Annotated in this window: 7 protein-coding genes; all 7 read left to right on the top strand. The window is 67.6% G+C overall.

The window, feature by feature from the left end; translation table 11 throughout:
- Positions 1-984: ArsA family ATPase (locus WBV89_RS16325; RefSeq protein WP_423982406.1), on the top strand; the 984-nt coding region annotated here is incomplete at its 5' end.
- A 50-nt stretch (positions 985-1034) separates the two neighbouring features.
- Complete coding sequence (locus WBV89_RS16320; protein ID WP_423982405.1) at positions 1035-2033, top strand: serine hydrolase domain-containing protein; 999 nt, start codon at positions 1035-1037, stop codon at positions 2031-2033.
- Between the two features lie 60 nt (positions 2034-2093).
- Entirely contained in the window at positions 2094-3350 is a 1257-nt protein-coding gene (locus tag WBV89_RS16315; RefSeq protein WP_423982404.1) for a lysylphosphatidylglycerol synthase transmembrane domain-containing protein, read from the top strand.
- 50 nt (positions 3351-3400) lie between these two features.
- Positions 3401-3916 carry a MaoC family dehydratase gene (locus WBV89_RS16310; RefSeq protein ID WP_423982403.1) on the top strand — a complete coding sequence of 172 codons (516 nt, stop codon included), beginning with the start codon at positions 3401-3403 and terminating at the stop codon, positions 3914-3916.
- Positions 3917-3950: 34 nt separating this feature from the next.
- Positions 3951-4775, top strand: a complete 825-nt coding sequence (locus WBV89_RS16305) for an A/G-specific adenine glycosylase (RefSeq protein ID WP_423982402.1) — start codon at positions 3951-3953, stop codon at positions 4773-4775.
- Positions 4776-4878: 103 nt separating this feature from the next.
- On the top strand, positions 4879-5943 hold the full coding sequence (locus WBV89_RS16300) for an HpcH/HpaI aldolase/citrate lyase family protein (protein WP_423982401.1): 1065 nt from the start codon (positions 4879-4881) through the stop codon (positions 5941-5943).
- A 139-nt stretch (positions 5944-6082) separates the two neighbouring features.
- On the top strand, positions 6083-6746 hold a 664-nt coding region (locus WBV89_RS16295), incomplete at its 3' end, for an HpcH/HpaI aldolase/citrate lyase family protein (RefSeq protein ID WP_423982407.1).

Genomic DNA, 6746 nt, shown 5'->3' with positions numbered 1-6746 from the left:
GCACAGGCGGGTCGGCGCACGGTGGTCGTCACGGTCGATCCGGCTCGCCGCCTGGCTGACGCGCTCGGACTCGACGACGGCGCAGCCGCCGACGAACCGCACCGCGTGGAGGGGATCGTCGACGAGTCGTCCGAGGGCGAGCTGTGGGCGCTGATGCTCGATGCCGAGCAGACCTTCGACCGTCTCGTGCACGAGCAGTCGAGTTCGCGCAAGCAGGCCGACGCAGTGCTCAACAACCCGGTGTACCAGGCGATTTCGGGATCGTTGTCCGGTGCGCAGGAGTACATGGCGATCGAACGACTGCACCAGTTGCACGTGAGCGGTGACTGGGATCTGGTGATCGTCGACACTCCGCCGTCGAGGCACGCGATCGACCTGCTCGAGGCGCCGGATCGACTCGTCGGCTTCCTTGGCCATCCCGTCTACCGCGCTCTCACGATGGGTCAGCGCACGTTCGCGAAGATCACCGATGCCGCGTCGTCGATGTTCCTGTGGGCGGTCAAACGCCTCGCCGGACCGCAGATCGTCGAGGACACGCTCGAGTTCTTCCGCTCGCTCGCGAACATCGAGGGCGGGCTGCGTCACCGTGCGAAGCAGGTCTCCGAACTGCTGCGTGGCGACGACACGGCGTTCGTCGTCGTCTCCAGTCCGCGCGCCGAGGCGGTCGGCGAGGCCGAGCACCTCCTCGACGCGATCGAGGACAAGGGCTTCCCACTCGGTGGTCTCGTCGTCAACTTGATCCACCCGCTGCCCGAGCCCTTGACCGACGAGGATCTGCAGAGGCTCGCCGATCTCGAACCGGGTCCGCTCGAGGACCAGGTCGAATGGCATCGCGAGCTGACATCGCTGGCGACCGCCGAACGGCGCGAGATGCTCGGGATGGAACGCCTCGCCGGGACGTCTCCCGTGATCGAACTGCCGCTGCTGCCCGTCGACATCCACGACGTGCCGGGCCTCGTCGACCTCGCCGCCCGCCTCGTCTGACCCGGCGCCCTCCCCGCCGCGCGCGACGCTCGTCGGTAGCGTCGAGCGTCATGACCAAGCCGACCGCCGTCGACGTGCTCGACGAGATGTTCACACGTCCCTCCGAAGAAGGCATCTCGCTCGCGTTCGTCGCCCTGCGTGGCGGTGACGTGATCGCGGAACGGTACGGCCGTCGCCCCGCCAACGACTTCCAGCCGGAGGAGGAGATCACCGCGGCGTCAACCCTGACGTCGTGGAGCATGGCGAAGTCGATCACCCACGCAGCCGTCGGGATCCTGGTCCGCGACGGTGCGCTCGACATCGATGCGCCCGCACCCGTTCCCGAATGGGCCGGTACCGACAAGGAGAGCATCACGCTGCTGCAGTTGCTCGAGATGCGCTCGGGGCTGCGTTTCGAGGAGGACTACGTCGACGGCGAGACGTCGCACTGCATCGAGATGCTGTTCGGGGACACCGACCCCAGCTTCGGCCACTACGCCGCGATGCTCCCGCTCGACCACGCTCCCGGGTCGACGTTCAACTACTCATCGGGCACCTCGAACATCGTGGCGCGCATCGTCGGTGACGTCGTGACCGGTGCGTCGGGAGGCGACCCGCTCGAGCGCAGCACGGCGATCGGCGAGTTCCTCGAGCGGCGGGTCTTCGCACCGATCGGGATGACCGCCGCCGTGCCGAAGTTCGACGGAGCCGGAGATGTGGTCGGATCGTCCTACGTGTACGCCACGGCGCTCGATTTCGCCCGCTTCGGCGAGTTGTACCTGCACGACGGCGTCACCGATCGGGGACGGGGCTCCCGGATCCTGCCGGAGGGCTGGAGCGAGCAGGCGCGCACGAAGACGGCGCACGATCCCGACTCGGGACTCGACTACGGCCGTCACTTCTGGCTGTGGCCCGCGTTCCCGGGGAGCTTCGCCTGTCACGGGTACGAGGGGCAGTTCGTGGTGATCTTCCCCGATCGAGACCTGGTCCTGGTCCACCTCGGCAAGACCGACATCGCCCACAACAGTGGTCTGCGGATGCGCCTGGCACGTCTCGCGGAGCTGTTCTGACGACGTCGGTGGAGTCGGGGATGCCAACTGCGGCCGGGTCGGGCTTGGTATGAATTGGTGGTGAGCGACTCGGCACGAAGCGAGGACTTCGACGCGACGTTCGAAATGGACCGGGACGATCTTCCCACCGGCGAGCTTCCACCGATCGGCGCGAAATCGGACGTCAAACCACGGATCCGACCGATCCGGTTCGGACTGCGGATGCTCTTGCTGGCGTTGGTCCTGTACTTCGCGATCGGACTGCTGCCCGACCTGATCAACGCCGCGGACGAGTTGACCCGGCTCAATCCGTTCCTGATCGCTCTCGGGTTCGGGTTGCAGTTGCTCGCGCTGTTCTTCTACTCGATGCTGACCAAGGCTGCGCTCGGCGAAGCGGGCGAGAGCCTGACACCGACCCGGATGTTCCGGATCCAGCTCAGCACGCGGGCACTGACGAACGTCGTGCCGGGCGGCAATGCGGCCGGCTCCGCCCTCGGATACCGGCTGCTGACCCTGTCGGGGATCAAGGGCCCCGATGCGGGGTTCGCGCTCGCCACGGCCGGCATCGGATCGGCGGTCGTGCTCAACCTCGTCTTCTGGATCGGCCTGGTCGTGTCGGTGCCGCGCCGTGGGGTCAACCCGTACTACGGCGGCGCGGCGCTCACCGGGATCATCGTGATCGGCATCGCCGCGGCCTTGGCGATCGGGATCATGGAGGGACAGAAGCGTTCCGAGCGCATCGCCCGCTGGGTCGCCACCAAGCTGCGGTCCGACCCCGACAAGATGGCCGCCGCGATTCGCCAGATCGGGGTTCGTCTGGAGGACCTGATCAGCGATCGCTCGCTCCTCAAGCGCGTGGTCATCTACGCGCTCCTCAACTGGCTCGTCGACGCGGCGTCGCTGTGGGTGTTCCTGCGGGCGTTCGGCGGCAGCCTCGAGATCGATGCGCTGATCGTGTCGTTCGGTCTGGCGAACCTGCTCGCCGCGGTCCCGATCACGCCTGGTGGGCTCGGTTACGTGGATCTGGCCTACCTGTCGACGCTCGTCGGATTCGGGCTGAGCAACAGCAACGCACGGCTCGGCATCGCCTCGTACCGCCTGGCGCAGTTCTTCTTCCCGATCCTGATCGGCGGACTGTCGTACCTGAGCCTGCGCGTCGGGCCGTGGAAGATCGAGAAACGCGATCGTCTGGCGCGCCTGCGTGAACTCGCGCGCACGGGGAGCCAGTCCGGCGAGTCACGGATGGACTTCGCCCTGCGCTTCGGCCGACGATCGAGCGACCAGGACGCCGATGCGGACGCCGATGAGATTGCCGATCGCGAGGCGGAGCCCGGCTGACCGTTCGTCGGGATTGGAACCGGTTCGAGTCGACCGGTACGTTGCCCGCCATGACCACTCATGAGCGCCCGTTCGGCCGGTACCTCGAAGACTTCACCCCGGGGGACGTGCTGCGGCACTGGCCCGGCAAGACGATCACCGAGTACGACGATCATCTCTTCTGCATGATCACGATGAACCACCACCCGTTGCACACCAACGACTGGTTCGCGGCCGAGTCGGTCCAGGGTCGCAACGTCGTCGTCGGCAACCTCGTGTACTCGCTGGTGCTCGGAATGAGCGTGCCCGACGTGTCGGGCGCCGCGATCGCGAACCTCGAGGTCGAGACGCTCCAGCACAAGTTCCCGACGTTCCACGGCGACACGATCCACGCCGAGACACGAGTCCTCGAGGTGAAGGAATCGAAGTCGAAGCCTGATCGCGGGATCGTGACGGTCGAGACCAAGGGGTTCAACCAGGACGGCAAGGAAGTCTGCTACTTCAAGCGCAAGGTGCTGATCTGGAAGAAGAGCACCGCCCCCGACCGCACGCGCCCGTACGACGGCGTCGACGTCTGGGCCGACTGATCCCGGGCATCCTCGGCGCGACGGGCGCGAGCGCGTGACGGTCGATCCCGGGCAGGTTCTCTCCTGGGGGATTCCGCGGATGCGCGACCTTCCCTGGCGCCGTGAACGTGACCCGTGGGCCATCCTCGTCGCCGAGGTGATGCTCCAGCAGACCCGCGTCGATCGTGTGATCCCGAAATGGGCCGCGTTCCTGGAGGCCTTCCCGACCCCTGCGGCGTGTGCCGACGCGTCGCTCGGCGACGTCCTGCGGCTCTGGCACGGGCTCGGCTATCCCCGTCGTGCCAAGCACCTGCATGCGACCGCGGTCGAGGTGACGGCCACGAACGGCGGCTGCCTTCCCGACTCGCTTCCCGAACTGCTCGCGCTGCCGGGAATCGGTCCGTACACCGCGCGGGCCGTCCTCGCGTTCGCCTTCGAACGTGACGTCGCGGTCGTCGACACCAACATCGCGCGCATCCTCGCCCGCACGGCGGGGGAGCGGCTGACACCGAAGCGGGCACAGTCGATGGCGGACGACCTCGTCGCCGTCGGCGACGGCTGGGCGTGGAACCAGGTGCTGATGGACCTCGGTGCTGTGCTCTGCCGGCCGCAGCCGTTGTGCGCGGAATGTCCGGTTGCAACGTCGTGCGCGTGGTCGGTCGCCGGCCACCCGGACCCCGACCCGGCGATCGGCTCCGCCGGTGTGAGCGTCACCCAGGCACGCTTCGAGGGAAGCGACCGCCAACGACGAGGTCGGGTGATGGCTGCGTTGAACGCGGGTCCTCGCCCTGCCGATTCGTTCGACGCAGCGATCGTCGACGGCCTCGTGGGCGATGGCCTCGTCGAACGCGACGGCGACCTGGTCCACCTCCCGCGCTGACCGCCGACGGAGTCCCGACCCGCCCGGTGGTCATCGTGACGTGTCCGATACCGCATCGCCCGCAGTTGTTCGGTGATCGGGTCGGCATCTAGCGTCGATGGCGATGCGCCCCGCCAAAGACTTCTTTCGCCCGCTCGCCGTCGGTGCCCCGTCTCCGCCGAGCGAGATTCCGTTCCCGCCGAGCCGGATGATCCACTTCTTCCCGCCGTCGAACGAGAAGATGCGGGCGAAGGTCCCACAGATCGCCCCGACCGTCGACATCCTCCTGGCGAACCTCGAGGACGGTGTCCCCGCCGACCAGAAGGAGGCGGCCCGCGCCGGCCTCGTCGAGGTCGCCCAGTCGGTCGACTTCGGTCAGACGCAGTTCTGGACCCGCGTCAACTCGTTGGACTCGCCATGGTGTCTCGACGACCTGACCGCAGCGGTGCTCGAATGCGGTGAGGCGCTCGACGTGATCATGATCCCGAAGGTGGAGGGCCCCGAGGACATCCACTACGTCGACCGTCTCCTCGCCCAACTGGAGGCCCGGGCGGGCCGCAGCAAGCCGCTGCTCGTCCATGCGATTCTCGAGACCGCTCGCGGGATGGCGAACGTCGAGGAGATCTGCGCCGCGTCGCCGCGCATGCAGGGCCTCTCGCTTGGCCCGGCCGACATGGCGGCCAACCGACGGATGAAGACGACCCGCGTCGGCGGTGGTCACCCCGGATACCTGGTCCGTGAGGATCCGCCTGTCGGTGCCGACGGCGAGACCGACATCCAGGCGGTGCGTGCGTCGCACCAGCAGGACCTGTGGCACTACACGATCGGGCGGATGGTCGATGCGTGCGTGATGAACGGGATCCTTCCGTTCTACGGCCCGTTCGGCGACATCAAGGACACGGTCGCGTGTGAGGATCAGTTCCGCAACGCATACCTGATGGGGTGCGTCGGAGCATGGAGCCTGCACCCCGTCCAGATCGACGTGGCCAAGAAGGTGTTCAGCCCGGACCCGGCCGACGTCGCCCACGCGCAGCGGGTGATCGATGCGATGGGCGACGGCACCGGCGCCCTGATGCTCGACGGCAAGATGGAGGACGACGCATCGGTGAAGCAGTGCCACGTCGTCGTCGAACTCGCCAAGCGACTGTCCGAGCGCGATCCCGAGCTCGCCGCCACCTACAACTTCTGAAATGCGCGTCGGTGCCAGGCACCAACGCGCATTTCGACGCAACGAATGGAGATCTCCGATGACCGATGACCTGCGACCGCGCCGTTCCGTGCTCTACATGCCGGCGGCCAACGAGCGCGCGCTCGAGAAGGCGAAGTAGATTCCGGCCGATGCGATCATCTTCGACCTCGAGGATGCCGTCGCACCGGACGCCAAGCCCGAGGCGCGAGATCGCGCCGTCGCGGCGGTGCGATCCGGTGAGTACGGCAACCGGGAGCTGACCATTCGGTGCAACGGACTCGACACCGAATGGGGCGCCGACGACATCGCCGCCGCGGGCGCCGCCGGTCCGTCGGCGATCGTGATCCCGAAGGTCGACTCCGTCGAGGGGGTCGACGAGGTGTCGGAACGACTGGACGCCGCCGGAGCGTCGGCCGACGTCAAGATCTGGCCGATGATCGAGACGCCGACGGCGATCTTCAACGTCCGCGAGATCGCCGCCCACCCGCGGGTCGCCGTGCTGATCATGGGGACGAACGATCTGGCCAAGGAGCTGAGGTCACCGATCGTCCCCGGTCGACACCCGTTGGTTCCGCACCTGGCGACGGCACTGCTCGCCGCTCGCGAAGCCGGCAAGGTCGTGATCGACGGGGTCTACAACGACGTGAGGAACGCCGATGGCTTTGCTGCCGAGTGCGTCCAGGGGATGGAGATGGGCTTCGACGGCAAGACGCTCATCCACCCCAACCAGGTCGATCCGGCGAACGACACGTGGGCGCCGTCTGCCGACGAGGTCGAGGACGCGGGTCGCGTGATCGTCGCGT

The sequence above is a fragment of the Ilumatobacter sp. genome, from assembly GCF_049588435.1.
Classification (GTDB): domain Bacteria; phylum Actinomycetota; class Acidimicrobiia; order Acidimicrobiales; family Ilumatobacteraceae; genus Ilumatobacter_A.
The sequence above is the reverse complement of the archived record's forward strand: the minus strand, read 5'-3'. Positions and strand labels throughout refer to the sequence as shown.

Bases quoted from the DNA above. Each gene is read 5' to 3' on its own strand.
- WBV89_RS16320 (WP_423982405.1), top strand. From the start codon at position 1,035: ATGACCAAGCCGACCGCCGTCGACGTGCTCGACGAGATGTTCACACGT.
- WBV89_RS16310 (WP_423982403.1), top strand. From the start codon at position 3,401: ATGACCACTCATGAGCGCCCGTTCGGCCGGTACCTCGAAGACTTCACC.
- WBV89_RS16300 (WP_423982401.1), top strand. From the start codon at position 4,879: ATGCGCCCCGCCAAAGACTTCTTTCGCCCGCTCGCCGTCGGTGCCCCG.